This is a genomic window from Nostoc sp., from assembly GCF_036919575.1.
Classification (GTDB): Bacteria; Cyanobacteriota; Cyanobacteriia; order Cyanobacteriales; family Nostocaceae; genus Nostoc.
Genome location: NZ_JBALBY010000109.1, coordinates 16,788 through 43,247, shown reverse-complemented (window position 1 = coordinate 43,247; position 26,460 = coordinate 16,788). Strand labels below are relative to the sequence as shown.

Annotated in this window: 22 protein-coding genes; 11 read left to right on the top strand and 11 right to left on the bottom strand. The window is 41.2% G+C overall.

Translation table 11 applies throughout. From position 1 onward, the window contains the following. Positions 1-1,231 precede the first annotated feature (1,231 nt). The 3 genes from V7K27_RS28250 to V7K27_RS28240 form a co-directional block, all read right to left on the bottom strand. Positions 1,232-2,926, bottom strand: a complete 1,695-nt coding sequence (locus tag V7K27_RS28250) for an alpha/beta hydrolase (RefSeq protein WP_334951687.1) — start codon at positions 2,924-2,926, stop codon at positions 1,232-1,234. A 567-nt stretch (positions 2,927-3,493) separates the two neighbouring features. After that, entirely contained in the window at positions 3,494-4,573 is a 1,080-nt protein-coding gene (locus V7K27_RS28245) for a hypothetical protein (RefSeq protein WP_334951686.1), read from the bottom strand. Positions 4,574-4,626: 53 nt separating this feature from the next. After that, complete coding sequence (locus V7K27_RS28240; RefSeq protein ID WP_334951685.1) at positions 4,627-5,610, bottom strand: hypothetical protein; 984 nt, start codon at positions 5,608-5,610, stop codon at positions 4,627-4,629. 712 nt (positions 5,611-6,322) lie between these two features. Here V7K27_RS28240 and V7K27_RS28235 point away from each other — a divergent pair. From V7K27_RS28235 to V7K27_RS28215, 5 genes are all read left to right on the top strand, one after another. Further along, complete coding sequence (locus tag V7K27_RS28235; protein ID WP_334951684.1) at positions 6,323-7,075, top strand: response regulator transcription factor; 753 nt, start codon at positions 6,323-6,325, stop codon at positions 7,073-7,075. Between the two features lie 53 nt (positions 7,076-7,128). Continuing rightward, complete coding sequence (locus V7K27_RS28230) at positions 7,129-8,451, top strand: sensor histidine kinase (protein WP_334951683.1); 1,323 nt, start codon at positions 7,129-7,131, stop codon at positions 8,449-8,451. A 28-nt stretch (positions 8,452-8,479) separates the two neighbouring features. Then, complete coding sequence (gene phoU / locus V7K27_RS28225) at positions 8,480-9,148, top strand: phosphate signaling complex protein PhoU (RefSeq protein ID WP_334951681.1); 669 nt, start codon at positions 8,480-8,482, stop codon at positions 9,146-9,148. Positions 9,149-9,535: 387 nt separating this feature from the next. Further along, on the top strand, positions 9,536-10,165 hold the full coding sequence (locus V7K27_RS28220; protein WP_334951680.1) for a Crp/Fnr family transcriptional regulator: 630 nt from the start codon (positions 9,536-9,538) through the stop codon (positions 10,163-10,165). A gap of 128 nt (positions 10,166-10,293) precedes the next feature. After that, complete coding sequence (locus V7K27_RS28215) at positions 10,294-11,934, top strand: iron uptake porin (protein ID WP_334951679.1); 1,641 nt, start codon at positions 10,294-10,296, stop codon at positions 11,932-11,934. Between the two features lie 327 nt (positions 11,935-12,261). Here the strand turns inward: V7K27_RS28215 and V7K27_RS28210 are convergent, their stop codons facing one another. Then, positions 12,262-12,858, bottom strand: coding sequence for a glyoxalase-like domain protein (locus V7K27_RS28210; protein WP_334951678.1), 597 nt, complete (start codon positions 12,856-12,858; stop codon positions 12,262-12,264). Between the two features lie 382 nt (positions 12,859-13,240). Here V7K27_RS28210 and V7K27_RS28205 point away from each other — a divergent pair, with 382 nt between their 5' ends. Both V7K27_RS28205 and V7K27_RS28200 read left to right on the top strand, forming a co-directional pair. Continuing rightward, on the top strand, positions 13,241-13,864 hold the full coding sequence (locus V7K27_RS28205) for a sigma-70 family RNA polymerase sigma factor (RefSeq protein ID WP_334951677.1): 624 nt from the start codon (positions 13,241-13,243) through the stop codon (positions 13,862-13,864). Positions 13,865-13,968: 104 nt separating this feature from the next. Continuing rightward, positions 13,969-15,096, top strand: coding sequence for a tetratricopeptide repeat protein (locus V7K27_RS28200; protein WP_334951676.1), 1,128 nt, complete (start codon positions 13,969-13,971; stop codon positions 15,094-15,096). Between the two features lie 320 nt (positions 15,097-15,416). Here the strand turns inward: V7K27_RS28200 and V7K27_RS28195 are convergent, their stop codons facing one another. The 3 genes from V7K27_RS28195 to V7K27_RS28185 all read right to left on the bottom strand — a co-directional run bounded on the left by V7K27_RS28195 (position 15,417) and on the right by V7K27_RS28185 (position 18,826). Then, positions 15,417-16,106 (bottom strand): hypothetical protein, encoded by a 690-nt coding sequence (locus V7K27_RS28195; RefSeq protein WP_334951675.1) that lies wholly within the window; start codon positions 16,104-16,106, stop codon positions 15,417-15,419. Between the two features lie 468 nt (positions 16,107-16,574). Then, positions 16,575-17,063 carry a DUF2267 domain-containing protein gene (locus tag V7K27_RS28190; RefSeq protein WP_334951674.1) on the bottom strand — a complete coding sequence of 163 codons (489 nt, stop codon included), beginning with the start codon at positions 17,061-17,063 and terminating at the stop codon, positions 16,575-16,577. A 209-nt stretch (positions 17,064-17,272) separates the two neighbouring features. Beyond that, complete coding sequence (locus V7K27_RS28185) at positions 17,273-18,826, bottom strand: sensor histidine kinase (RefSeq protein ID WP_334951673.1); 1,554 nt, start codon at positions 18,824-18,826, stop codon at positions 17,273-17,275. Positions 18,827-19,139: 313 nt separating this feature from the next. On the opposite strand from V7K27_RS28185, the gene ppk1 reads away from it, so the two are divergent. Next, positions 19,140-21,320, top strand: coding sequence for a polyphosphate kinase 1 (ppk1, locus tag V7K27_RS28180; protein ID WP_334951672.1), 2,181 nt, complete (start codon positions 19,140-19,142; stop codon positions 21,318-21,320). Positions 21,321-21,519: 199 nt separating this feature from the next. Continuing rightward, positions 21,520-21,936 carry a response regulator gene (locus tag V7K27_RS28175; RefSeq protein WP_334951671.1) on the top strand — a complete coding sequence of 139 codons (417 nt, stop codon included), beginning with the start codon at positions 21,520-21,522 and terminating at the stop codon, positions 21,934-21,936. Between the two features lie 130 nt (positions 21,937-22,066). Here the strand turns inward: V7K27_RS28175 and V7K27_RS28170 are convergent, their stop codons facing one another. Beyond that, complete coding sequence (locus tag V7K27_RS28170) at positions 22,067-22,240, bottom strand: hypothetical protein (RefSeq protein ID WP_334951670.1); 174 nt, start codon at positions 22,238-22,240, stop codon at positions 22,067-22,069. A 260-nt stretch (positions 22,241-22,500) separates the two neighbouring features. Here V7K27_RS28170 and V7K27_RS28165 point away from each other — a divergent pair, with 260 nt between their 5' ends. Continuing rightward, positions 22,501-23,064, top strand: coding sequence for a DUF2854 domain-containing protein (locus tag V7K27_RS28165; protein WP_334951669.1), 564 nt, complete (start codon positions 22,501-22,503; stop codon positions 23,062-23,064). A gap of 83 nt (positions 23,065-23,147) precedes the next feature. Here the strand turns inward: V7K27_RS28165 and V7K27_RS28160 are convergent, their stop codons facing one another. Then, the gene (locus V7K27_RS28160) at positions 23,148-23,630 is read right to left on the bottom strand and encodes a chemotaxis protein CheW (RefSeq protein ID WP_334951668.1); all 483 of its coding nucleotides are present in this window, start codon (positions 23,628-23,630) and stop codon (positions 23,148-23,150) included. A gap of 235 nt (positions 23,631-23,865) precedes the next feature. Here V7K27_RS28160 and V7K27_RS28155 point away from each other — a divergent pair, with 235 nt between their 5' ends. After that, positions 23,866-24,663 (top strand): Rpn family recombination-promoting nuclease/putative transposase, encoded by a 798-nt coding sequence (locus tag V7K27_RS28155; protein ID WP_334951667.1) that lies wholly within the window; start codon positions 23,866-23,868, stop codon positions 24,661-24,663. Between the two features lie 80 nt (positions 24,664-24,743). Here the strand turns inward: V7K27_RS28155 and V7K27_RS28150 are convergent, their stop codons facing one another. Both V7K27_RS28150 and asnS read right to left on the bottom strand, forming a co-directional pair. Beyond that, the gene (locus V7K27_RS28150) at positions 24,744-24,974 is read right to left on the bottom strand and encodes a DUF2281 domain-containing protein (protein ID WP_334951666.1); all 231 of its coding nucleotides are present in this window, start codon (positions 24,972-24,974) and stop codon (positions 24,744-24,746) included. A gap of 83 nt (positions 24,975-25,057) precedes the next feature. Beyond that, a complete protein-coding gene (gene asnS / locus V7K27_RS28145; protein ID WP_334951664.1) occupies positions 25,058-26,449 on the bottom strand; it encodes an asparagine--tRNA ligase in 1,392 nt (463 codons plus the stop codon). Positions 26,450-26,460 lie beyond the last annotated feature (11 nt).

The following is a 26,460-nucleotide window of genomic DNA, read 5'->3' as shown; positions in this document are numbered from 1 at the left end:
GAGTCAAAGCCACTCCGCCTCCAATTTAATAATTGTTTAATCTTAGATTTTTCAGCAAAATTAATAAGCACATCTACTAAGGCTGTAAACAGTTCAAAAATTTTATTAACTAATTCACCAGCTTGCTTGCGAATATCTTCTGCTAAATGCATACTTGCAATAAATTCTTTTGTTTTATTAAAATAAATATTGTGGTCAAAAATTTTATTAACTAATTCACCGGCTTGCTTGCGAATATCTTCTGCTAAATGCATACTTGCAATAAATTCTTTTGTTTTATTAAAATAAATATTGTGGTGATTTTCAACGAGTAAATGAGGATTTTTAAAATACGGATACTCTCGATTAGTAATAACTTTTAATTTTTGAGTGGCTGGTGCAATTATTGATAAAAAAATATTCGAGATCGATTCTATCGACTCAATAGCTACTAGCTTATAAATGGGATTAACTTGAAAAGTTCGCCGATATAGTTCGTAAATTCTTTGTCTAAAAATCACTGTCTGCTCAATCAAGTTAAATTTTAAAGAGTCAGTGAAATTTAAGAATCGGTTAAAATTAAAGTCTTCTAAATTTTTTAAAACCCATATCCAATGATTCTCTTCTTCACGGATTTGTTTGTTAACAATATCTGGAATTGGGTTAAATCTTGGTTGTTCTAAGCAAACAAACTGGTTGAAATCTCCATATCCCATGACAAAAAATGCAAAACAAGGAGCAAAAGATAATCTTTGTATAAGATCAATGCTTTTATTTCCTAAAAACTCAAAGAAGGGTAATTGAGCAAATAGTAAGGATTCTTTTTCAATTAATGCAAACAATTTTTTCATGTTGAACTTTCACCTAGAATCATTACTTGTTTACTATCGAAGTTCCTCAAGGTAAGATGTTGCGTCTTTAATTTTCCAGAGTGTTCTGGTTGCAATAAGGGTTCTAGACCATAAAAAGTCCAAGTTAGACGCGCCAGAGCTTAGTACCTGCTTACTTTACGGTCGGCGCACAAGTTTTATGCAGAGCCAGCCAATTCTTTACAAAAGTTCATAAAAAAGTCCTGCCTGATAATTGGACAGCGCAGTGTCTATATGAGTTATCAGTTCCGCTCATCAGTTTTACGCAGAGCCAGCCAATTCTTTACAAAAGTTCACCAACTGCGTTACAGTCAACGTTTTCCCCTTGTGCGTGGTCAGAGTTTTGTTTTGGTCGCTTGGGCATAGTCCATTACATCAACTTCTCACAGATGTCCAGGAGTAGGGGTAGGTTGAAGATTTGATGGTTTGACTGACTGGGGAATTGACCCATTCCAAATTTGATTGAATTGATCTGCTGACAACGATTGTAAAAGACTGAGATTAAGCGGCTCTTTACTGATGAATATGGCGTAGGATGGCTGCAAATAGGAACGGTATTCAGGGTGGTTCAGGAGATGGGTTTCTAAAAAAGCGACGCTGAGGGCTTTGAGATAGGAATAAACAGGAGCAGAATCGGGACCCAGCAAAGCGCGTGGCACAGGTAAGGCACCGTTTTGAGAAGTAGGTTCAGCGATCGCGGAAAAATGGGTGGCGTTTTCGATCAAAGCTAGATATTTATTGGGATCAGAAAGCCAGGTGAAGGGGCGAATTTGCTCAAATACGGGTGGGGCGAAAATATCTTGACTACCTGCTACCAGCATTACAGGCATTTTAATTTGACCGACTCCAGCCTGACCCAAAATTAAGCTGTCAATGGGATTAATTGCAATGATTGCCTTGATGCGATCGTCTTTGAGATCGTAATTTTTTATGGGTAATTTACTTGCTTCACACTGCAACAAGAGTGACAAATTAAAGGATGAATAATTGGCATTACAGTCTCGGCGGAGTTGGTTAAAGTTAATATTTGCTCCTGCTAGAGTCAAAACAGTATAACCGCCAAAAGACTGACCAATCGCCCCAACTTGCTGAAAATTGAGTTTTCCTTGGAGGGTGGGATCAGATTTTTCTAAACGCTGGAGTTCATCGAGTAGATACTTGATATCCAAAGGTCGGTTGATAAATTCCGCTGGTTCTGGTGGGCCTGCTAAACCCGCAAAGTATTGCTGAAAACGTTTGGCATTACTACCAGGGTGTTCCAGTACAGCAACAGCAAAACCATAAGATGCTAAATGTTCAGCCAGGTAGACAAAGCTAGAGCGGTCTGAAGCAAGACCGTGAGAAATGACAACGAGGGGAAATGGCGCTTCTGGTTGGCTTTGTGAACCGCCTTCAGGTAAATATACATCTACCGGGAGACGGCGATCGCGAGAAACGTCATTTAGCTCAAAGGTTTTTTTCTGCCAGTGGAATTTTCCTGGCGATCGCAAATCTGGTTGTTTGGAGAACTCAATTGTGGAATTGGCTGCTTCTGCGATCGCTTCTTTTTGAAGAGAGGCAAAAACTTCATCCTTTTTTTTAAGCAATTGCGACAAATCATCAACTATGCTTAACCCCTGTGTAAAATTCACCCGTATAGTATTGCTAGGAAATTTCCGCAGCAAATTCACAACTGTTAAGCCGTTTTGATCAGCAGCAGCCAAAATCAAAGAGGCACGTATGGCATAGAAGCCGTTCTTTCGAGACTCAGTGAGGAGTAATTCTCCCAGCTGTTCCATCACTTGCTCGCCTACAGGTGAGTAGGTAACTTGAGATACTAGTGTAGGAGTGACATTGAAGCGTTGCTGGAGTAGATCCCGCAGTTGAGCGAGTTGTTGAGGAGTAGCACGACTAGCATAAAATGAAAAGTCTTGATCGATTTTACCAACTTTCGCAAAAGTTTCTAGCGAGTCCACGGATAAGTAGAATTCGCCGAAGGGAGGGTAAAAAAAGCTAATACGTTCAGCTCCCAATCCGGGAGTAGCAGTGAAAAACGTAGATAGCAAACCTAAACCCAGATATCTCAAAAATTTTTTCATTAGAAAAACCCACTGTCTAACCCTGCCAAAAAAGTTTGAGCGAGGAGGAAAGCGGGGCGGGATCTATAACCGCTTTCCTGTTTACTCCATAGTTTGGCACATACGCAATAACCGGCACTGAATTAAATTTCTGGGTTGAGAGCAAATCACATCTGTGCGTTTGTGTCAACCTCGGCTAAAATCCATTGAAAAGCTTGTTTCTAGCCTCTGGCTGAAAATGCTCCTGATTGGGCTGCTGGAGCCTCAAAATAGGCATCTAGCTTCCCTCTCCAATATATCGGAGAGGGATTGAGGGTGAGGTAAGTCAGGGACTTGAAGAAGAATTCAGCTATTCTGAATTCAGGAGCGGATTCAGACCCGCCACTGATTGCACCCCCACCAAATTTTAATTTTGGTGGGGGTGCAAAAACGCCGATTATTCATCCGCTTTCTCGGTCAGAATACCCAACTGAATTCTGACTCCTGAATTCTGAATTCTGAATTCTGAATTCTGACTCCTGAATTCTGAATTCTGACTCCTGAATTCTGACTCCTGACTCCTGACTCCTGAATTCTTCCGAAATCAGCTTATTTATTTTTAACTTGAGTTTTTGCCTGTTCTAAAGCTATTTCTTTGATTGCCTGATACGAATTAACATTTGAATTACCTTCAATAGCTTTAACTGCTAAATCCTGAACTTGTTTGAGAGCAGATTCAAGTTGTTTAGAAAGATTTTGAATCCGCGTCTCTTGATTAGTAATAGTTTGTTCTAGAGATTGCAGTCTTTGTTCATAGAAACGCTTTTGCCCTTCCACTTCCTTAGAATATAAATCTGATTTGACTTTAGCTTGGTAGTAGGCAATGCCTTTGCCTTCTTCTGTAGCTTTTTTAATAGCTGCTTCCTTGTCTTTCGGAAAAGCCTCTACCTTCGCTTTTAATTCTTCAAATTGTTTCTCTCTCTCAGAAATTGCTTTCTCTCGTTCAGCCCACTGTTTTTCTGTTTCTTGTAGTAATTCTTCTAGTTGCTTATATAGTGCTTTCTGCTCTTGTTCGTATTCGCCACTTGCCAGTTGTCGCTGGAGTTCTAAATTATACTTATACTCTGAAGCATCCCGTTGCCGAGTTTTATTCAAGTTTTCATTCCGTTCTTTTATCGCCCGTTGCTGTTCCTCCTGTTCTTTTCCCCAAGTATTCCTTTCCTCTAATATTTCTTGGAATAACACTTCAGAACGCTGGCTATATTCTTCCTGATAAGCTTTGGTATTATCTTCATAGGCTTGAATAAGAGTATCCAGGACATTATCAGAAATTTCCAAATTGTGCAACTGTGTCAATTGTTGGATTTCTTCTTCTAAAGTTCGCCTGATTCCTTCTAATTTAGAGGCTTTTGTGGTTAGCTGTTCCGATAATTCATTAGCAGAACTACCAAAACCTAATTGAATCTTCGCCAAGCTTTCAATTGTATTATTCATCTTTTCTTGGACACTAGAAAGCTGATTCATAGCTGTTTTTTGTTCTAATTTAGGCTGTTCTTTAGTTCCAGACTGGTTTTGTTTGCCAACTTCATCGAGTTGCAATTTCAGCGTTGCTTTTTCTTGTGCTAACTCCTCATACGCCTGAAGAATTTCTACTTTAGTATTCTTATCAGTCGGTTTTTTTACCACCACAACAAACCTCCTCTTCAGGAATTAAAAATGATTAAGATGCTACAAACTCATAACTATTTAGGATTAGAACTACCAAAAGCTCTCATCGCTAAATCTTGTGATTGTTTTAATGCAGTTTGCAATTGAGCAGAAATACCTTCTATTTGCTCAGATTGTTTCTTAATTGTTTCTTCCAGAGATTGAATTTTTAGTTCATAACTCTGTTTATTAGCTTCCCACTCTTTATCAAATAAATCAGCCTCAATTTTAGCTTTTTGGCTTGTTTCTTTAATTGCCTCTTCCCTAGCTTTCTTAACGGCTTCTTCCAGTTCGTTAGGAAATGTAGCTACTTTTTGTTGATAGTCTGCAAAGAGTGGTTGACGTTCAGTGAATATCTTTTCTCGTTCTGTCCAATCTTTCTGTTTATTTTGAGAATTTTCTTGTATCTCCCTTTGTTGTTGGCGTTTTATCGCTTCGTAACTGTCTGTATTGAGTTTACGAGTAGTTTCTAACTTATACTGAGATTCTTCTTGTTCTTGTTGGCGATCTTTGGCTAATAAATTGTTATATGCTTGGAGTTCTTCCTCATACTCTGCTTGCTCTTTTTGCCATTCTTTCCGCCTGATTGTAATTTCTTTCTCTAGTGCTTCCCTTTTGCTGATCGTATCTTGTTCTAGGGTTTTTAATTTTTCTTGGTGTTCTTGACTTAAAATGTCTAGAGTATCCGCTACAACTCTGATTTGTTGAAACTCTTCTAGGCGTTGAGTTTCAATTTCTATAGCTCGGTTCAATTCATCTAACTTGGAATTCTCCTCAGCTAGTTTTTCAGATAATGCGTTGAGAATACTGCCAAACTCCAATTGTAAATCAGCTAAACCTTTGACAATACTATCAACTGTATATGCAGAAGCTGCTTGCAGAATTTCTTGACTTTTTGCCTTTTCTGCTTCCTCTTGTTTGGTTGCTATTTTAGATTCCAGCTTTTTTCTTTGGATAATAATTTGTTGAAATGCTTGCATTAGTTGTTGTTTGCTGTCCTTGACTCCAACTATACTCATCTTCCAACCCCCTTCAATAGGCAATGATTTATTGGGTAGCAAGCCATACCAAGGACTACCCTATGCAGACATCAGGGTAGCCTTGAAATCAACATTTTTAGCTCAGTGGAAATACTGAAATATTCCAGTCTGACACTTAGTTGGGGTAGGATTTTTCCACATAAGTGTCTTTCTGTTTTTCAGTTATAGTTTACCCTTTGAGATGTAATAGTACTTTTGTACTAAAGTAAATATACCCAACTTTATCTGCTCTTGTCAAGACAATCCTTGATGTAATTGCGTCACATGAAAATATCTTTCCCTATCACCTGCTCTTTATTGTTAAAACCTTGCAGCCATAGTGATTTATGATTTAGGAGTCCGCTGTGGCATACATTACTTTTTGTAAAGAAAATGACTGGTTCCCAGCCTGGAGGCTGGGAACCGATTCTCGGAGGCTCCGCCTCCAGGGACTTGACGAGAGGCAGAGCCTATGAGAATACATTCCCAGCCTCCCGGCTCTTAACGAGGCTACACAAGCCTTTGGGCTTTATAAGCGTGCCATTACAGCCATAGTGATTTATGATTTAGGCGGGTGCTGTGGCATATATTACTTTTTGTAAAGAAAATCTAAAAGAATTAACCCTTGTAGAAGCGCGGTTGCAGTAAGGCGAGATAATAGACTCAATCATCCTAATTGATACAAGAACAGTCACCGACTTTTGTGATATCAATGTATACCAGTGAATCGACCAAATATTCTGCCAGAACGGACATTGGACAAACCAGCCGTATTCTAGTAGTAGAAGATGAAGAATTAATCCAGGAAATGCTAGCTGTAGCTCTGGAAGAAGAAGGTTATGGGGTGATAACTGCACCCGATGGGCGGTCTGCTCTAGAGTATCTCAAAAGTTTTGAAACCAATTCAGGGGAAGTTCCTTTTGATCTGGTCATTCTTGATTTGATGCTGCCTCAAATCAATGGGCTAGATATTTGCCGTTTGTTGCGTCATCAAGGAAACCCAGTACCTATTTTAATGCTCAGTGCTAAGGGTAGTGAAACCGATCGCGTTTTGGGGTTAGAGGTGGGAGCAGATGACTACCTAACTAAACCCTTTAGTATGCGCGAATTAGTGGCTCGTTGTCGCGCTTTACTCCGCCGCCAACGCCTAAGTAGTTTACCACAAGTACCAGTATTAAAATTCAAGGATGTCACCTTGAATCCCCAAGAATGTCGGGTGCTGGTTCGTGGTCAAGAGGTGAGTCTTTCCCCTAAAGAGTTTCGCTTGCTGGAACTGTTTATGAGTTACCCTCGTAGGGTATGGTCACGGGAACAATTGCTCGATCAGGTTTGGGGGCCTGATTTCGTCGGCGATAGTAAAACTGTAGATGTTCACATTCGGTGGTTGCGCGAAAAATTAGAGCAAGACCCTAGTCATCCCGAATATATTGTGACTGTACGAGGTTTTGGCTATAGGTTCGGATAATTAGTTTAGATAGTTGTTAGTTTTTAATAGTCACCAAGAAACTAACAACTCAAATGCTCTTATTGGGATTTTTTCTGGGTTTAGCGGTAGGCATTGGGTTTTGGGTTTGGCAGCAGGTTCAACTTCACCGCTACCTGGGGCGCTTACTCCGACCGTTAACCTCGCATCTTTACAAGATGCGACTGTTGCTGATTCCTGGGTTGCGGCAGGAAATAACGCTGGTGAAACAGCAACGGCAAGATTTGCAGCAGTCGTTGCAAACTTACCAAGACCTGCTAGATTTTGCACCAGTGGGATATTTGCAGGTGGATGAGGAAAATCAACTGCTGTGGTGTAATCGACAGGCGCAGGAAATTTTGTATCTGCAAAGGTGGCAACCAGAACAGGTGCGTTTGTTACTAGAATTGGTACGGTCTTACGAACTTGACCATTTAATTGAGCAAACTCGTGATTCGCAAAAACCACAGATGGGAGAATGGGTATTTCATCCATCTTGTGAGGATGCGGCAGAGATGCCAACAATAAAATCTCTGGCTTTGCGGGCGTCTAGCTTGCCTTTACCCAATGGACAAGTGGGAGTCTTTTTAGAAAATCGTCAACCCCTATTAGATATAAATCAAGTACGCGATCGCTCTTTTTCTGATCTAGCACACGAACTCAGAACACCGCTAACTTCGATTCGTTTAGTTGTAGAAACTTTACAAAACCGCTTAGAACCACCTTTAAATCGCTGGGTTAACCGCCTAATGCAAGAAGTTGACCGACTGATTAACTTGGTGCAAAGCTGGTTAGAACTTACCCAAATGGAAGCAAACCCAAATATGCAATTGCAAGCCAAAGCTGTAGAATTGCGATCGCTGATTGCATCTGTCTGGGAAACACTAGAACCTTTGGCAGGGCGTCAAAGTCTGTCTTTTTCTTATTCTGGCCCAGAAAATCTGTGGATTAAGGCAGATAAAGCCCGTATTTACCAAGTTTTTCTCAACTTGCTAGACAATAGCATTAAGTACAGTCCTCCTGGTACAAGCATTGAAGTCCAAGCAAAAATAATATCAAGGAATAATGGGGGCGATGCTGCTGACCAAATTCTCGAAATAAATCTTATTGATTCTGGAGTCGGCTTTTCTGAGGCAGATTTACCCCATGTTTTTGAGCGATTTTATCGAGGAGATAAAGCGCGATCGCATTCCCCCCAAGATAGTAACTCCATAGGCGCGATCGTTGGCAATGGGTTAGGTTTAGCGATCGTTGAGCAAATTCTGATCGCCCACGGTGGTTCAATCAAAGCTATGAATCATCCAGAAACTGGTGGTGCGTGGATGCAACTCCAATTTCGTCAAATTATGGCGAACTCCTTAAGCCAAGACTATAGTTAATAATATCTTCACCTTTAAGACAATAAGTGTGAAAGCTATCGATTATAGTCCCAATCCTCAAAGACCACAACTCGCACGCGCCATTAGGCGCTTAGAACGGGATGTATTACGCATGGGTGCTTTGGTAGAACAATCATTTCGCCTCAGTCACCAAGCGTTATTTGCTCGTAACTTAACAGCAGCAGAAGAACTTCCCCGATTAGATAAAAAGATTGATCGCTTTTATAGACAAATAGAATCAGACTGTACGGCGATTATGACGCTGCAAGCGCCTACGGCTCAAGATTTGCGCTGCTTAAGTGCCTTTATGCAGTTGGTGCGAGACTTAGAGCGCATTGGCGATTATGCTGAGGATTTAGCTGAGATTGCGATTAAAATTTTTCCTTATCCGCCTCATCCGTCAATGCCCGACATTGAAGCTATGTCCCTTCACGCCCAGGCGATGCTAGCAACTAGCTTAAAGGCTTTGGGAGATTTCGATGAAGCCGGCGGACGGCGTTTAAAACACCTAGATGATACTGTTGACGATGCTTACGATCGCGTTTATGAGACTTTAGCCCAACAACGCGATCTGTCTGGTGTCGTCGAGCCAATTATACTGCTAGCACTGGCAATTCGTTGCCTGGAACGCATGGCAGATCACGCCACTAATATCGGTCAAAGGGTAGCATATATTGTCACCGGTCAACGCTCTTAATTGACGCTTCATTAGTCCACTAAATCCAGGTTAAGTAAGCGCCATTCCACCCTACTATCTTCTAATTATTTGCGCCTACATACTTACTTAGTCTTCAGAAAATACTAAATAATTAAAAATAAGTTAACTAAATATTTTACTAAAAGCTTACCTCTTCTTAAACTTGCACAATTAAAGTAACGGATAAATAACTGAAAAATTCCACTCTATCTCACGGATAGATACCTCAAACCAGAAGTTGTTTCCATGAAAAGATTTTGAGTTAGTCTCTAGCTCTGATTGAGAACAATACACTTCAGAAACATAGGTAAAATTTGATACAAATTATTAGAGTTTCTTAATCATTGTAAATAGCGAGATTCCCTGATAATTATGTAGTTACGGTTAATGATGTATTCCATAAGTCCTACTTCAAACTCTTCTGACGTGTCAAATAGCTCTGCTTTAAGCGGACAATTGCCCCAGCAGATATTTACCCGTAGGGAAGTAATTCCACTTCAAAATGACGTGCTTTGGCGTATTGATCGCGGTGCAGTTCGTACCTTAACGTGGAGTGAAGACGGAACATTCATCACTCTCGGTTATTGGGGAGTGGGGGATCTGATTGGCTATCCTTTGTCTAGAGTCAAGCCCTACCAGATTGAATGTCTCACAGGCGTGGAAGTAAGCATTGTGCCATATCATTTGTGGCATCAAAATATTAATGCTTTGTTGTCTCATATTCAACAAGCAGAGGATCTCCTAAGCATTGTGCATCGAAAACCAATTTCGCTACGCTTATCGCAGTTTTTAGTCTGGTTAAGTGAAAAATTTGGACGTGATGTAGATAAGGGCAAGCTAATTGATCTAAATCTTACCCATCAAGATATTGCTGAAGTGTTAAATACTACACGAGTAACAGTTACCCGGCTCCTACAACAGTTGGAGGAAGAAGGAACAGTTTTACGTCACAAACGCCGTATTATTTTGCCTTTACCAAATAAATTAATTAAAAATTATAGTTCAGCAGTATGCTAATTGACTTGTATTAATCACAGGATAAAGGTATAATCATGGCTGTGATTGTGTGTAGAATCCCCGAAAGTAAAGTGTTATAAGCATTTTATCATGACTGGATTATTGTAGGTGTGAGTGAGAGTAAAAACATGACAAAACAATTCTGGAATCTTTTTAAGGTTAGTCCGGTTGTTGTAGCTGCTACATTTTTCGTTGCGAATAGTGCTTTAGCTGCTGAAGTCAACGAACAGGTAACAAATGTTGCCCAGTTATCTGAAGCTCAAGATTCTAACGACATGGGTCAGGTAACATCAGTTTCGCAATTTTCGGATGTGCAGCCTACAGATTGGGCATTCCAAGCTTTACAATCCCTAGTTGAGCGTTACGGCTGTATTGCAGGTTATCCCAACGGTACTTATCGCGGGAACCGTGCTTTGACCCGTTATGAATTTGCCGCAGGTTTGAATGCCTGTTTAGACCGGGTTAACGAACTGATTGCTACAGCTACAGCCGATTTGGTCAGCAAACAAGACCTGGCTACTTTACAGCGCTTACAAGAAGAATATTCTGCTGAACTAGCAACCTTGCGTGGTCGTGTCGATGGACTAGAAGCCCGCACTTCGGAGTTGGAAGCTAATCAGTTCTCTACTACCACCAAGTTGGTTGGGGAAGCCATTTTCAATGTGTCTGATGTTTTTGGTGGAAATAGGGCAGTTGCTGCTGGTAATTCAAATCAAAACTTGGATTCTAACACCACTTTTTCTGACCGCGTTCGTTTGAACTTGTTCAGCAGTTTTACTGGTAAAGACCAGTTGCAAATCCGTCTGAATGCTGGCAACATCGTTTCTAATGCTGGTGTGAGCGGTACTAACATGACCCGCTTGGGCTATGACGGTGTTACTGGCACTGGCAACTCTGTTGTAATCGATAAAATCAACTATGCTTTCAACTTTAGTGATGCAGTACGTGTCAAAGTTGATGCCACTGGTGGAGAGTTATGGGAGAATGTGAATACCTTCAACCCTGATTTTGCTAGCTCTGCTAGAGGTGCCCTTTCTCGCTATGGACGTTTCAGCCCCATTTATCGTCAAGGTGCCGGTGGCGCTGGTTTAACTGTTACCTTCAATCCTAAGGGACCGATCAGCTTGAGCGGTGCTTATTTAGCTAGGACTGCTAACGACCCTAGCCTTAATAATGGGCTGTTGGATGGTGATAACGCGATCTTTGGTCAGTTATCTTTCCAACCCAGCAAAGCTTTTAATATTGGTCTAACCTACGCCCGCACTTATCAAACTAATCTTGTTAACAATACTGTTAACAACAACCTTTTCCAAAGTACAGGTAGTGCTTTTGCCAACAATCCCTTTGGGAATAACACTCGTACCGAATCCAACAACTACGGTGTAGAGGCTACCTTCCAACTTAGCTCTAAGTTTGCTCTTAGTGGTTGGGGAGGCTATACAACTGCTGATGCTATAACTGGTGCTAATGCTGGGAAAGATGCAGAGGTTTGGTACTATGGTGCAACACTTGCTTTAAGAGACTTTGGCGGAGAAGGCAACGTCTTGGGTCTGATCTTTGGTCAACCACCTCAAGTTACTGGTGGTAGCATAAAAACAGGTAGTGCTTTAGACTCTGGGACTTCTTATCACTTAGAGGGTCTTTACAAGTACAAGGTTTCAGATAATATTCAAATCACTCCTGGTTTGTTGGTAATCTTCAATCCAGAGAACAACAACAATAACGACACTGAATATGTAGGCACTCTACGTACTACCTTCACCTTCTAAAAGGGGTGATGAAATATACAGCATAATTCAGAATCCAGAATCCAGAATTCAGAAGTAAAACAGGGTTTATACCTCGCTTTGGGAGGAATCGTTGTGTACTTCACTTTCCTTGAAATCTGCTGTGCCTCGTTTCCAGGCTCTGCCTGGGAATGTGATCGCTGGGAGGCAGCAGCCCTCCCACAAGAGCATTACAAGGCAGAGCCTTGTAACGAGAGGTAATGCACATTTGGTTATGTCTGTCAATGCGTAAGTCCTAAAAGCTCAGAATTAGATAAACAAAACCCCACCTTTAAGTGGGGTTTTGTTTATATTTTTCAAATCTAATGACTAATTCGCTACTTCAGCCAGTTCAATAACGCGCCCTTCATAGTCCTTAACCAAAAAATTCAGGGGCTTCTGGTTACGAATCTTGAATTTTAAACCGCGCGTTTCGACTCGCATTAAAATCATTTCTAGGCAGTCGTGGTCAAAACAAACGTGGCGTTGCTGATTTTTGCTACCTAAACTCGCGCCAGTAATGATGTGTAGCTGGGTATTTTTCTTCAATTGATACCACAGCCCATCATTGGCATTATTCAGCATTTTATTAGATAAGCTCGGCCCTGTAGACATATATAGTGGATCAATGCCAGTTGCGCCGATAGTTTGTTCGTAGTTGTAGTAGTAGTGCAATGGCACCTCTGCTGCTGGCAAATCTAGCAGCCCTTCATACAACTGTCGGGCAATCTCCAAATCTGACACCATTACAGTGTGTACTTTTGGGGCACTGGTGAGGAACATCCACATGGCACCAGCGTAAGCTGCTAGCAGCATTACCATAATGCCTTGGGTGGAAAATAGGCTATCTAAGGGCAGGGAAGGCAGAAAGGAGCCTAATGTCAGGGGACTGAGCAGGAACGATATCACACTAACCGCTATAACCATGAACAAATAAGGATTCTATAAGTGAGCCGATTTTATGATTGTCGATTAAGACTAAAATTAAGTCCTTGTTTCTAGTTTATAAGAAGAATTCAGAACTCAGGAGTCAGAATTCAGAATTGAATTCTGTACGAGTGGATGATGAATATTGGTTAAAACCTCGCCACTGGTGGGCGAAAAAAATTAAAATATTCTCGCCTTAAAACTCTATCCCTTTATGGCTGGAGTATTCACAATTGGTGAATTCTGTATTCTGACTCCTGTTTTATCAATACTCAATTAGTCTGAGTCTGAGCTACAAACTGGGCAACACCAAGATATTATGCGATTAACTACGGGAGTTTAATTCCCAAAACTATTTTAACAACTATCAACTCAAAGGCTTGTGCAAATTCCTCATTTTCCTGAAGCTAATCACCCCCTGGTGAAGTCGCTGTTTCATCACAGTGACGATGAACTACTGACTCTATTCCAGCGTTATCCAGATGCAGGGAAGTATTTTACGGTGATTTTTTGCCGCTATAGTCCCATAGTCTATACCTTAATTCGGCATTCGGCGCGATCGCCTGTGCAGGCAGATTATCTGTTTGCCCTCACCTGGCGGCATATCTACTACGAACTCGGTGGACTACATTTAACCGACTCTCAATCAGGTGAGCAAGCCTTAACCATGCAAAATTGGTTAATTAATATGACAGCTTTCTGTATTAACGAGATTAAACTACCACCCACAGAAGCAATTCATTATTCTCTGCAAGCGACTTCGCCCCCACTATGGTGCTATGTAGAACAAGCGTTAGACCAACTACCACCAGTTTTGCGATTAATGGTGTTAATGGCTCAAACTTTCCACTGGAGCGAAACTAGAATCGCTGCCTATCTGCAAGCCGAAGGAGAAGCGATCGCTCCAACTGTTGTAGCCAATTCTCTCCAGGAAGGCTATCGTATGTTAGAGGATAAATTACCCACAGATATTCGCGCCATATACTTTGGGGAAGATTTAAGTTAATCTTCGCTTAAGTATAAACGCGTATATTGATTGTCTTCAATTTAAAAACTTAAAACTTCTTCTTAGACCTTCTGCTTAAACCCGCAACTTTACGGGTAATTTTTATGAAACAACGGCTTGTATTTCTCAGGCAAAAGGTAGGCTTAATTTGTGTAGGTAAGCCAGTGCATTGCTCATCTCAACAGAGTTGTAGTAACTGGCGGGCGATTTCTCCTCCCCAGGTACTTTTACACAGTATTTTACTCTTTACTTTTTTGCTGAGTCCGATCGCGGCGGGTGCAGTTGATATTACACAACAACTCCATCGCCCTTTAAATAGTTCCGTTGGGCGACAATCAAGAGATGAAGCAGACAGCTTGCTGGGTATCGGTCAACAACAATACGCTTCAGGATATGCCGATAAAACAATTACGTCTTGCTTACGGGCATTAAAACTATATCACTCAATTGGCGACTTGAAAGCACAAGGTCAGACTTACAATTTGCTTGCTAAGGCTTATGTCCAGCTAGGTAGTTTAAAAGAGGTGGAAGATTCTTTACGGCGAGGATTAGCGATCGCTCGTGATACTCAAGACTTCCAATCTCAGATTTTTGTGCTAAATAATATCGGTACATTTCTGCTGCAACAAGGCGAATTTGCTGCTGCTGGGAAAACAGTTGAAGATGCTCTCACAATTGCTCACAATGTCAAAAATATTGAAGGTGAAGGACTATCTTTGAGTAATTTAGGTTTGGTAGCAGCTAGGTTGGGAGATTATAACAAGGCGATTAAATTGTATGAAAATGCTTTAATTTTCCGTCGTCAGACTGGCGATGCCATCGGTGAAGCAAATACCCTAAATAATTTAGGAGATGCTTATTTAGCATCTAGAAATTATCAGGATACCATTGCCACTTATGGGGTAGCAATGCAGACAGCTAAAACTAACCGCGATCGCACTAATGAATTACGAGCAATTGACGGTTTAGTTAAAGCTCACAGTGCTGTAGGACGCTACGAACGGGCTTTTGATTTACTAGAGCAACGTTTAACGCTCGCCCAAGAGTTGCAAAGTTTGCCAGAAGAATTAAAATCTTTTCAGTCTTACGCTCAATTATACGAGCAGCAAGGTAATTACTTAACTGCCCGCAATTTTTACGAAAGGGCGATTATACTGGCGCGGACATTGGAAGACAGCAAACAAGAAACGCAATTGCTGGATCAGCTAAGTAAAATGCTTCGGCGGAACTAGTAAACTTAACGTTAAAAGGGCGGTTAGAAACCGCAACCATAGCGATGTCTACGACGGGCGTAGCTGCGGCTCGTTTGTATGCAATACACTCTCACCTCACTTGCATTCCTCTCTCCTAAAAGGCTACGGTGTAAACACAAGTCATCGAATTACCCAAAATCTTGAAAAACCTCACCCTGTCCTAACGGACATCCCTCTCCTTACTAAGGAGAGGGACAGGTTTTGCGTAGCATAACCAGGGTGAGGTTTTTTTGAGCTATTGGATAAACCAGATCTTGTTTGTGTAGCCGCAAATTCAATTCGCCCCGGCTCTAAGTTAACTAATTCAAGAACACTGAACCGTTTTTTTCAATTCTCATAGCACTTCTACCCTGTGCTGCATCGGTGGCTTCATTAAATTTAACTTCCAAGCTTCCTGGTTCTGAAGAGGTTTGTGGAGTCACTAGCAACTGTCCGCCATCATCTCGTTGAAATGTCACCGTTACTGGTGCATTTAAAGCTTGCAATATTACATCTGACTTACCTTGTAGCGATCGCGGTGCCGTATCGCCAATCACTTGATAAGTTATATTAGCCGCAGTGTCATTCACAAACCTGACATTAACTTTACCATTATTCAGTGCGATTGTAGCGATCGGGGTTTGTGGTGGTTGGTTACTGGAATCGCCCTCTGGTATCGGCTGTTGATTTTGATCTCCAGGGGCTGGGACTGGTGTTGTGACGCCTGGTTCTGTTGGAACTGGAACTTGACTTTGGCTTTGTGATGGCGTAGCAGAGACAGGAAGAAGCCCTTGAGCAGCTAATCTTTGTGTTATCGCATTGGGAGGACATCCCGGCGGCACTACAACCTGATTATTATGTGGTTCTTCGTAAAAAATCTTCGGACAAGGGTTAACTTTGGGAGCAGATTGTTGTGCTATTGCTTGAGGAATTGCTGGCAGACTAATCAGTAAGCCCCCACAAATAGCGCCAAATAACTCAGAGGACTTGCGAAATTTTTGAGACTTCATAATTGACTCCTAGAAAAACTTGATTTTTCTCTCTTAAATGTTTTTTAAAGCAGTAAATTAAATTAGGCTTAACCCGTCAGTTTACATATTTAACCTTAGCAAGTAGCTCTATTTTTTGTATCTAACCAGAGGCTTGAAAACAATCTAAAGTTAGACAGAACCTTTTTTATCCCCAAGGCTGAAAAAGCTAAATCATTAGTCATAAATCCCAAAATTAATCAAAAAAATTAATAAAACAGAATAAAGACGGCAGTCGCCAGAATTCAGAATTTATTTAATTACCCTAAGCTCTTCGACAAGCTCAGGGTAACACCATTTCACACAAACCCTGATACATATAGATTTCTCGTAGGGGCACAGCATTGCTGTGCCCCTACCAACGTATTTGTATCATCATTAAAATAAAACGGGGTAACACCTGCCGAAGTCTTGATTCTGAATTCTGAATTCTGACTCCTGAATTCTTCTTTAAGCTTCTTCCCAAAGCTGGCGAACTTTATCAGGTAGCCAGCTAGCAATTTCCTGAATTCGTTCTGGCGATAATTCGTCTTTAGTAGCAGAAAACACCGCCTTAACTACCTGTTCGCGTTCTACATTTGGTGGCATTCCTCCTTCATTTGCCACCCGAAATAAAAAGCGATCGCTATTAATTTTAAAGATGCCAGGGCCTTGCCAAGGTGGACGCACTCGACTTAAAAATCCGACAATTGGATTTGTATCGTGCCACAGGTCTGCAATATCCATTTGCAGCGATTTATCATCAGTTATTTCGGCTGGTTTTTGCAGTTCTTCCTCAACTCGGTCAGCAGCTTCTGTAGTCATCAGGTCGCGCATCACTCGGAATACTACTTCGGTGATGTCCCTAGCATCGTAAAGATCAGGCAAACCACTTTCAGCCTTGACTTTTTCCAAAAATGGTATATCTTTTTCCTTTATCTCACTGGAAGAAGTTGGCATTTAACCCTCCAAAATATTATTCTTGATAGATGCATATTTGCCAAAATAAAATAGCAGTATTTACAAGTACTCCGACAAATAAGGAAGAGTAGAAATATCAAACTGTAGCAATTCAATAAATGGCTAAATATTGCAACTGTTGTTATATAAAGTAGTAAATTTATTTACTTTTCTACATCTATCATAGGAAACAAATATTTCTTGCCGAATTAAGACTCAAGAGTTATTGGTAAAGTCACAGTAAACGTCGTACCCTTGCCAAGAGTACTTTCAACTTGAATATGGCCTTGGTGATGATCGACAATAGCTTGAGCGATCGCTAATCCCAATCCTGAACCAGTAGCGATCGCTGTAGCTGTATTCCCAGTTGTATGAGTACGTGCCGGATCTACCCGATAAAAGCGGTCAAACAAGCGTGGTAGTGCTTCTGTGGGAATTCCAACCCCGGTATCACTGACTTTAACTTGCAATTGGGCGCTGGTGTAACGTAGTCCAGAAACGCGATTTATTCCCTCTATCCGCGCTAATTCAACTTTCACCCGTCCACCTGCTGAACTGTAATGCAAGGCATTAGCAATTAAATTTGTGAACAGCCGCACCAGTTGATCCCAATTGCCCACAAGGGTAAACCAATTTTCTAGTAATTCGGGACTAGTTTCGGAGGCGGGAGGATCAACTAAGTTTAAAGAAAGGGCGATTTCTTTTTCAGGGACTAACAATTGTTGTTCTCCAACCACCTCCATCAGCAAAGCATCCATCGGACAAGCTGAAAAAGTATCTTTGCTAATACCACTATCCTGTCGTGCTAAAAACAGTAAGTCATTGACTAACTTACCCAAACGCTGCGTTAACCGTTCCACCACCTTTAACTGTTGCCGATACTGCAAAGAAGTAGTCGCTTCTACCTCTGCTAAATCCAAGTCAGCAAGGGCAACTTGCACATTTGTTTGAATCAAAGTAATCGGACTTCTAAGTTCGTGAGAAGCATCAGCAGTAAATTGTTTGAGGCGTTGATAAGACTCATCTACAGGTTTCATCGCTTTACCCGAAAGAAACCAGCCACTTGCGCCGACAGAAAGCACCATTAACCCAATACCTAGCGCCAAATCAAAAATTAACTGGCGACTGGGTTTAGTGACTTCAAACCAGGGATGACTAACACGCAGATATCCTAATACTTGCCGTCTCACTTCTACCCGTTGTGTGACTTGGCGTAATAACAGTGGGGAGTGGGGAGTGGGGAGTGGGGAGTGGGGAGTGGGGAGTGGGGAGTGGGGAGTGGGGAGTGGGGAGTGGGGAGTGGGGAGGTAGGAGTTAGGAGTTAGGAGTGAGGAGTTAGGAGTTAGGAGTGAGGAGTTAGGAATTTTGAATTTTGAATTTTCACTTTCTCCCTTGATTACACGCACAGTTTCACCAGTGCGATCGCCATGAATGGGAATATTTAAAGGTTCGGATAAAGTTGACCAAAGTAACTTACCAGTCGGACTAAACCACTCTAGGTCAATGTGGTCATCTTCAACAGTGCCAGTATTGTCACGAAAACTAGCTTCTACATTAATGCGGAATCGATCAGCATGGTTGTTGATTGGCTCAATCACCAAAGATCGCTCGACTATTTCCACTACATGGTTAAGGGTATCATCAATTCGCTCAATTAGGGTACTACGGACATATAAATAAACGCCACTGGCAAACAGTAGTAGTAATACGGCAGTCACGGCAGTATACCAAATTGCCAGACGGCGGCGAGTAGCCTGAAACATATTTTTTGACTGAATATCCCTACATTACAAGTAACTCACTTTTCTAACTCTAGTGATTTTAGGGAAGTGTGATTCTCTGTAAATAAACTACGCAAAATTATGAAAAAACGAACCGCAAAGGACGCAAAGGAATAAGAGTTTCAGAGAGTTATTGCATAAGTCCTATAAGCATTATGTCCGTCCTTTACTAGTGGCGAGGTAGAGAATCAGTACAACTAAAGATCGCCTCAGGGTTATGCTCAAGCACCATTTAACTTAATATGTTTATTGTCCCCCAGTTCAATGGGCTACATCTGCCTGCCCTTAGGTCATTATGGCAAAATCTAAGAAAAGCGCTACCCCCACCAATCTCAGCGATCCACAATATTATCTTAACCGAGAGTTAAGCTGGTTAGAATTTAATGCCAGGGTGTTACATGAAGCCTGTGACGATCGCACGCCCCTTCTCGAACGCCTGAAGTTTTTAGCAATCTTCTGTTCTAATTTAGATGAGTTTTTCATGGTGCGGGTTGCTGGTTTAAAGCAACAAGTAGAGGCGAAAGTCAGCCTATTAACTCCCGATGGTCGCACGCCACAACAACAGCTAGACGATATTCAGTCTAGCCTCAGTCCCCAGGTTAAGAAAGAACACCAACATTTTGAGCAAGTACTTCGACCTCTACTAACAAATCATGGCATCCATATCCTAGATTACATAGATTTGAATCAAAAACAGCGGACTCATCTCAACAGTTATTTTGAGGAACAAGTCTTTCCAGTTTTGACACCCTTGGCTGTTGATCCTAGTCATCCCTTTCCTTTTATTTCTAATCTGAGTCTGAATCTGGCTGTTGTCGTCAAGAACCCAGACACCGAAGAAGAATTCTTTGCCAGAGTTAAAGTCCCCAGTGTTCTACCACGATTTTTGCCGATACCGCCTGAGTTGGGAACTCTGGACGAGGGAAAACCTGCCCATTGGACGGGAGTGCCTTTAGAACAAGCGATCGCTCATAACTTAGAATCTCTATTTCCAGGGATGAACATTCAAGAATATCATCCGTTCCGCATTACCCGTGATGCCGATTTAATCTTAGAAGAAGATGACGCAGATGATTTGTTATTAGCGATCGAACAGGAACTGCGAAAACGGCGCCTGGGTGGAAGTCCAGTCCGGCTAGAAATTCAATCCCAGACTCCTGAAACAGTGCGATTGCGCTTATTGCAAGATTTGGAATTAACAGAAACTGATCTCTACGAAGTAGACGGCCTTTTGGGACTGCGGGATTTAATGTACTTTATGTCCTTGCCACTACCAGAACTCAAAGATCCACCACGCCAATCTGTTGTACCATTACGTCTGCAACGACTGAAGGAAGCGAGTTTAAATCCAGATGTCGTGGAGACGGACGAAGGAAAAGACTTTTTTGCTGTGATTCGGGAAAAGGATTTGCTAGTACACCATCCCTATCAATCCTTTTCGGCTACAGTAGTGCGCTTTATTACCCATGCCGCCTATGACCCCAATGTGTTAGCCATCAAGATGACACTTTACCGGACTTCTGGCGACTCCCCCATCGTCAACGCCTTAATTGCCGCCGCCGAAAATGGTAAGCAGGTATCTGTACTGGTGGAATTAAAGGCGCGATTTGATGAGGAGAATAATATTTACTGGGCAAAACGACTAGAAAGAGTTGGAGTTCATGTTGTCTATGGTCTAGTCGGGCTGAAAACCCATAGTAAAACCGTCATGGTGGTACGGCGGGAAAAAGACCGGATACGTCGCTACGTGCATATTGGCACTGGTAATTATAACCCCAAAACCGCACGGCTGTATACAGATTTAGGATTGTTCAGTTGCCGTGAAGAATTGGGTGCTGACATCACAGATTTATTTAATTTCTTGACAGGATACTCTCTGCAAAAGTCTTATCGAGAGTTGCTGGTTGCACCTGTGAATATGCGCGATCGCTTTTTGGCACTAATTCACCGCGAAATCGAAAATGTTCAAAATGGATTTACTGGACGCATTGTTGCCAAAATGAATGCCCTAGTCGATCCGGAAATTATCGCCACTTTATATGAAGCTTCCCGCGCCGGAGTGCAAATCGACTTAATTATCAGGGGCGTTTGCTGTTTACGTCCAGGACTCAAAGACATTAGTGAAAACATTCACATAATCAGCATTATCGGTCGCTTTTTAGAACACTCTCGCATTTTTTATTTTCATAACAACACACAGGAGGAAATCTATATCGGCAGTGCCGACTGGATGCGCCGCAACCTAGATCGCCGAGTAGAAGTAATTACTCCAGTTAAAGACCCGGATATTGCTAAAGATTTGCAAGAAATCATGGGAATTATGCTCGCAGATAATCGCCAAGCTTGGGAATTACAAGCCGATGGCACTTACATTCAACGGCGTCCCTATGATGATTCTCCAGAAGCTAATTCCCAAAAAATTCTCATGAATATGGCATTACGCTCAAGTGGTGTAGCCTCAAACCTGATTGATTGAAGAAGAATGCAGAATTCAGAATTCAGAATTCAGAATTCAGAATCAATTAGTGGGGGATTGGGACTCGCCACTACGAAAGTTAACCACTAAATCAAAGATTAGGTTCACACAAGTTATTCAACCATAGGATAGAGTAAGTGCTGGCACTTATTCCCATAAACTGGAGAGGTTATTCTGAATAAATTTGTCTTTCCCCTCAATGTTAATGTTATCCTGTGAGCTTTCTACCTTGCGTGTTCTAGTAGTTGATGACCACGAACTGACTCGTTTAACCTTACAATTGGTTTTTTCTTGCCAAGAAAATATTCAAGTAGTAGGTTTAGCCAGTAATGGTGAAGAAGCTATAGAAATGGTTAAACGTTGCCATCCTGACGTAATTGTTCTAGATTTACAAATGCCAGTCATGGATGGCTGGAGTGCGTCTAGTCACATTAAAGCTATATCTCCGAACACCCAAATACTTGCTTACTCCTCAGTGGAAGACGTAAATTTTCAGGGGACAAAGGCAATGTCTAGCTTTGATGACGTTTGCAAGAAAGATATACCTACAAGCGAACTTATTGCCTTAGTTAGGCAGTTAGGTCAGCGTGCAGGAGATGCTTCAGTTCCAGGATAAATAATACAGCTATGTTGCGATCGCCAATTAAGGCTTAGTTCAATTCTGGAGATTTGAGGACGTGATAATACTGAGTGGCGTCGGTATCGCCTGAAGTTGACGGTTAAACCGACGCAATTTTTGATAATTTCTACGCTACCGGAATGGTGCGTCTAAATTCATCAATTAATTCATCCAGTTCTTCCAAAGCCTGATTTACGTCAACTCTCAAAGTTCCCAGGTTTGGTTGTTCCAGTAGACTTAACAGGTACTCGCGTTTACTTTGAACTGCGAGAATTCGTTCTTTTATAGTCTGTATATCCATTATTTTTTCCCATCTTTAACTACCTCTAAATTTAAAGTTAACTCAAAATCCAACATTCTGGGGCACTAAGTAGCTCAACCTAATTAAACATCAAACGCTCAGGAGATAGATACCCGACTTCTTAGAGAAGTCGGGTATCTAAGTATTTTTTTATTTATACCACCTACTTACTGACTTAAGTTAATATTCTTCCCTAATTTGTTAGTCATAGCCGATGATAATAAAACTGAGGTATTAATAATTTATACTAATTTAAGCTCATGCTACGCCAAATCTCTTTGGGAACACTCGGTTTAACTATCGGCGGCATCTTAACCATCATTGGCTTTGTCGCCTATGCTGCTAATAATGCCACACTCAATCTTGTCGGATTTTTTTACGGAATTCCTCTATTGTTGGGAGGGCTGGCGCTGAAAGCTAATGAACTTAAGCCAGTACCATTTAGCGAAACTACATCACCGTCAGCATTGATACTGCGCCAGCAGCAAGCAACTGAGACTCAAAATAAAATTCGCCAAGACATCACCCGATATCGCTACGGTCAAGATGCTCATCTAGATACAACACTTTCTTTTCTAGGTTTGAGTCCCACAGACCAGGAACGGCCAACAGTCACAGGGTTGCGAGAAACAGAAGTTAATGGGGGCTATGCCCTAATTTTAGAATTTGATTCGCCGCTAATACCAATTGATGTGTGGCAAAAAAAGCAGGAAAAAATGACCAACTATTTTGGACCTGGATTAGAAATTCAAATAACGCAGCCATCTGAAAATACAGTTGAGCTAGCGCTGATCAATACTCAAAAAGTGATTAATAATTCATAATTTAAATCAGTCGTAGCTCCTGAACTCTCCACTGATTTAAGACCACTGAATTAAAGCCTCGGCTATTGAGTCTTTAGACCAATCTAAAATCCAGTATTGCGATCGCTTTCTGGCAAGAAATTGACTTGCTGTGCTTCTGAGAATAAGTACTCAATGCGAAGACACTGAATCATCCCTTGCTCGTCTACAATTATCTTGCCCAAATATGGCGCTGTATCTATCTGGATATTGGAATTAACAAATTCAGACTCAGACTTATGTAATGTTTCTACAACTTGTTCTGTCATCAAACCCAAAAGATAGGAAGCCTCAAGTTCTGGATTATTACTCCCCCAATAATTGACTAATACAATCCTAGTACTCAGGTACTCACAAGAGGATTTGCCACGCATCAACTGACATAAATCGATTACTGGTACAATGCGTCCGTGATAGTTAAAAACACCAGCGATATACTCAGGCTGGTGGGGCAAAGTTTTGAGCAGGACAAGTGGTATTACTTCTACAACCTGTCGGCTTTCTATGGCATAACGCTCATTCCCGATGTTGAGAAGTAACATTAACATTAATTTACACCTCCAGTGCTACCTTTTATATTCCTTGTCGGCTATGCAAGACGCCTACCCTACGGTGATGGAAAATTTATTGCAGGTATATTCGCATATTCTAAAAACTATAGCAATCCTATCTGATTTGTGAAAATTCTCAGTGTCCAGATCCCCGACTTCTTTGATAAGTCGGGGATCTAACTTTTCACGAATGATTTAGGATTGCTATATATACCCTTTCTTTAAGGCTGCCATGTATGACAATATCTGTAAATTCATTGCCGAAAACTTCAAAGATGATTTAGCAACTTGGTTACTAGGTTCACCGATTAAATTAACAGAACTTAGCCCTACTGAATTATCAACTGAACCAATTCGCGCCGATTCATTAATCTTATTGCAATCTGATGATTTAGTTCTACATACCGAATTTCAAACCGACCCTGATGAAGCTATCCCCTTTCGGATGTTAGATTATCGGGTTAGGGTTTATCGCCGCTTTCCTAACAAAGAAATGCGTCAAATAGTAATCTATTTGAGAAAAACAAGTTCAGAATTAGTCAGGGAAAACAGTTTTAGATTAAACAACACTTACCATCAGTTTGAGGTAATACGTCTGTGGGAACAACCGACAGACAGGTTTATGAGCATTCCAGGTTTATTACCCTTTGCCGTGCTAAGTCAGACAAACGATCCTACAATGGTATTAACTCAAGTAGCCAAAGCAGTTGAAGCAATTAGCGATCGCCAGCTACAAAGAAATATAGCTGCTGCCAGTAGCATTCTAGCAGGTCTGGTGTTAAAGAAAGATGTAATTAAGAAGATTTTTAGGAGTGAGATTATGCGCGAATCAGTCATTTATCAAGAAATCCTAGAAGAAGGCGAAGCCAAAGGCAAAGTAGAAGGTGAAGCCAAAGGTAAAGCAGAAACAACAAGAAAGTTGACTTTAAATTTGTTGCGAATTGGAATGAGTTTAGAACAAATTGCTCAAGTTACTGAATTACCTATTGAGCAAATTCAAGTTTTACAAGAGGAGATTCAAAAATCTTAATTTTAACTAATCGCTTTATAAAATACGTGGCTATATAAGCAAAACCCGCGATCGCGGGTTTCAAAGTTTTTATGTGATATCTACCACTGAATTTCCCCACGCGCCAAGCGTTCTTCATAATCTTCTAAATTAGATAAAGAGTCAGAAAAATCTGATTCCACTATTTCCACCGACTCACTAAATTGAAGCCATAATTCCCAGTTATTACTGGTATGCTTCATTAATAGGAAGTCTATAAAATCACTCACTTCCTGAACTAAAGATTCTGGCATTTGCCGGATTTTACCAATGGTTTGGTCTTGTAGACTCATGATAAATATATTCTGTTGGATTTCTCTTTATCCACAATAGTCAAAGACCTGGCTATTTCCAATTGCCAGGTAGAAAATGTAAACTAAAACTCAGCACTTTGCGGTGTACGGGGAAAAGGAATCACATCACGAATATTTCCCATACCAGTCATAAATTGTACGAGTCGTTCAAAACCCAACCCAAAACCCGCGTGTGGAACAGTACCATAACGACGCAAATCGAGATACCACCACAAGTCTTCTGGGTTTAATCCTTGCGCTAACACGCGGCGTTCTAAAACTTCTAAACGTTCTTCTCGCTGGGAACCGCCAACAATTTCGCCAATTTTAGGTGCAAGAATATCCATTGCACGTACAGTTTTTTCATCGTCGTTTAAGCGCATATAAAAAGCTTTGATTTGCGCTGGATAATCTGTAACGATCGCAGGCTTTTTAAATAATTGTTCAGCCAAGTAGCGTTCGTGTTCTGATTGTAAATCTAAACCCCAACTTACAGGATATTCAAATTTAACATCAGCTTTTTCTAAAAGTGCGATCGCTTCTGTATAAGTTAAGCGTTCAAACTGATTATTAATAATATTTTCGGCTGTTGCTAACACAGATTTATCAATGCGTTCATTGAAAAATTCCATATCTTCTGGGCAAGTTTCCAATACATATTTAAAAATGTGTTTGAGAAACGCCTCAGCTAAATCCATATCGCCTTCTAGATCACAAAAAGCCATTTCTGGCTCAACCATCCAAAATTCTGCTAAGTGGCGGGAGGTGTTGGAATTTTCTGCACGGAAGGTAGGGCCAAAAGTGTAGACGTTAGAAAACGCCATCGCCATAACTTCCGCTTCTAACTGGCCGCTAACTGTTAAATATGTGGGTTTAGCAAAAAAGTCTTGGCTGTAATCTACTGCTTGGTTTTCTGTGCGCGGAATATTCTTTAAATCTAAACTGGTAACGCTGAACAGTTCACCCGCGCCTTCGCAATCGCTAGCAGTGATGATCGGTGTGTGTACCCACAAAAAGCCTCTTTCGTGGAAAAATTGGTGAATTGCTGTCGAACAAGCATTTCTGACGCGGAAAACTGCACCAAAGGAATTAGTACGCGATCGCAAATGTCCAATGGTTCGCAGGAACTCAAAGGAATGGCGTTTCTTTTGCAGGGGATATGTATCGGGATCAGCTTCTCCGTAAACTTTCACTGTCTCGGCTTTCAACTCAATTCGCTGTCCTTTACCAAGAGAAGCCACTAATACCCCTGTCACCTCAACAGCAGCACCTGTATTCAGTTTTTTTAATGTAGCTTCGTAATCTGGCAAATCCTGATTAATGACGACTTGCAAATTAGCTAGTGATGAGCCGTCATTGACTTCAATAAAAGCAAACCCTTTGGACTCGCGTTTCGTTCGCACCCAGCCTTGAACTTGGAGGGACTCATCAGGTTGACCACTTCGCAATATTTCTGCAATCCGTCGATTTACCATATTTTACAACT

What these genes read in the sequence shown, in the direction of transcription:
- V7K27_RS28175 (WP_334951671.1), top strand. Translation starts at nt 21,520, where the DNA reads ATGTTAATGTTATCCTGTGAGCTTTCTACCTTGCGTGTTCTAGTAGTT.
- V7K27_RS28240 (WP_334951685.1), bottom strand. Translation starts at nt 5,610, where the DNA reads ATGAGTATAGTTGGAGTCAAGGACAGCAAACAACAACTAATGCAAGCA.
- V7K27_RS28150 (WP_334951666.1), bottom strand. Translation starts at nt 24,974, where the DNA reads ATGAGTCTACAAGACCAAACCATTGGTAAAATCCGGCAAATGCCAGAA.
- V7K27_RS28235 (WP_334951684.1), top strand. Translation starts at nt 6,323, where the DNA reads ATGTATACCAGTGAATCGACCAAATATTCTGCCAGAACGGACATTGGA.
- V7K27_RS28250 (WP_334951687.1), bottom strand. Translation starts at nt 2,926, where the DNA reads ATGAAAAAATTTTTGAGATATCTGGGTTTAGGTTTGCTATCTACGTTT.
- V7K27_RS28155 (WP_334951667.1), top strand. Translation starts at nt 23,866, where the DNA reads ATGTATGACAATATCTGTAAATTCATTGCCGAAAACTTCAAAGATGAT.
- V7K27_RS28160 (WP_334951668.1), bottom strand. Translation starts at nt 23,630, where the DNA reads ATGTTAATGTTACTTCTCAACATCGGGAATGAGCGTTATGCCATAGAA.
- V7K27_RS28210 (WP_334951678.1), bottom strand. Translation starts at nt 12,858, where the DNA reads ATGGTTATAGCGGTTAGTGTGATATCGTTCCTGCTCAGTCCCCTGACA.
- V7K27_RS28215 (WP_334951679.1), top strand. Translation starts at nt 10,294, where the DNA reads ATGACAAAACAATTCTGGAATCTTTTTAAGGTTAGTCCGGTTGTTGTA.
- V7K27_RS28230 (WP_334951683.1), top strand. Translation starts at nt 7,129, where the DNA reads ATGCTCTTATTGGGATTTTTTCTGGGTTTAGCGGTAGGCATTGGGTTT.
- V7K27_RS28190 (WP_334951674.1), bottom strand. Translation starts at nt 17,063, where the DNA reads ATGCCAACTTCTTCCAGTGAGATAAAGGAAAAAGATATACCATTTTTG.
- ppk1 (WP_334951672.1), top strand. Translation starts at nt 19,140, where the DNA reads ATGGCAAAATCTAAGAAAAGCGCTACCCCCACCAATCTCAGCGATCCA.
- V7K27_RS28195 (WP_334951675.1), bottom strand. Translation starts at nt 16,106, where the DNA reads ATGAAGTCTCAAAAATTTCGCAAGTCCTCTGAGTTATTTGGCGCTATT.
- V7K27_RS28200 (WP_334951676.1), top strand. Translation starts at nt 13,969, where the DNA reads ATGAAACAACGGCTTGTATTTCTCAGGCAAAAGGTAGGCTTAATTTGT.
- V7K27_RS28170 (WP_334951670.1), bottom strand. Translation starts at nt 22,240, where the DNA reads ATGGATATACAGACTATAAAAGAACGAATTCTCGCAGTTCAAAGTAAA.
- V7K27_RS28185 (WP_334951673.1), bottom strand. Translation starts at nt 18,826, where the DNA reads ATGTTTCAGGCTACTCGCCGCCGTCTGGCAATTTGGTATACTGCCGTG.
- asnS (WP_334951664.1), bottom strand. Translation starts at nt 26,449, where the DNA reads ATGGTAAATCGACGGATTGCAGAAATATTGCGAAGTGGTCAACCTGAT.
- V7K27_RS28220 (WP_334951680.1), top strand. Translation starts at nt 9,536, where the DNA reads ATGATGTATTCCATAAGTCCTACTTCAAACTCTTCTGACGTGTCAAAT.
- V7K27_RS28165 (WP_334951669.1), top strand. Translation starts at nt 22,501, where the DNA reads ATGCTACGCCAAATCTCTTTGGGAACACTCGGTTTAACTATCGGCGGC.